Source organism: Caballeronia sp. M23-90 (assembly GCF_053574605.1).
In genome coordinates this window covers 1-747 of sequence record NZ_JBSIPA010000935.1, presented here as the reverse complement: position 1 = coordinate 747, position 747 = coordinate 1, and the positions used below count along the sequence as shown (strand labels likewise).

Sequence of the window (747 nt, the reverse complement as noted above, 5' to 3'; positions counted from 1 at the left end):
TCCCTGCGGCGCCGACGATCGCGGCGACCACGGTGTCGCAACCCGAACTCTCCGATACATCCACGAGCGCCTGCGGGCCGTAGCTCACCTCGGTCTTGCAACCTTGCTCGCGCAGCGCAGCGGCGACCTTCTCGGCGGTGCTGGCGTCGCCCACGACCGCGACTTCCGGCTGGAACTGCAGGCATTGATCGACGAGCTTGTCGCCGTTGCGATGCGCGCTCAGTGCGTAGACCTTGAACCGGTCGGGATGCCGCGCCACGACATCGAGCGTGCTCTCGCCGATCGAGCCCGTTGAGCCGAGCAGAGTCAGACGTTTTTGCATAAATCCTTCTTTAGCGGGCTGGCCGGATCAACCCGGCCGCCGATTTAGCTTCGATTTGGCGCATTTGGCTACATCGCATCTGGCTACCTGCACGCCGGCACACGTGGCCACTCTTTCTGGCCAACTAGCCGCCGAACGATCCGAGCAACAACAGCGCGATCGGCAATACCGGCAGGAGAGCGTCAATCCGGTCGAGCACGCCGCCGTGCCCCGGGAGCAATCCGCTCGAATCCTTGACACCGGCCTGGCGCTTGAGCAGCGATTCGAACAGATCGCCGATCACGCTGAACACGGTCAGCACGGTCAATGACATTAGCGCGCCGAGCCAGCCGAGGTGCTCCACGAGCGCCGTATAAAGGGTTGGCGCAAAAACCATCGTTGCAGCGGCCGCCGAACCCACGACCATCACCGCCGTCCATCAGCCA

Annotated in this window: 2 pseudogenes; both read right to left on the bottom strand. The window is 63.7% G+C overall.

Going from position 1 to position 747, the window contains the following annotated elements:
- A pseudogene (locus tag ACRXB1_RS37130) lies at positions 1-322 on the bottom strand (1-deoxy-D-xylulose-5-phosphate reductoisomerase); the annotation flags it as partial.
- A gap of 124 nt (positions 323-446) precedes the next feature.
- Positions 447-740, bottom strand: a pseudogene (locus ACRXB1_RS37125) (phosphatidate cytidylyltransferase); the annotation flags it as partial.
- Positions 741-747: the final 7 nt, after the last annotated feature.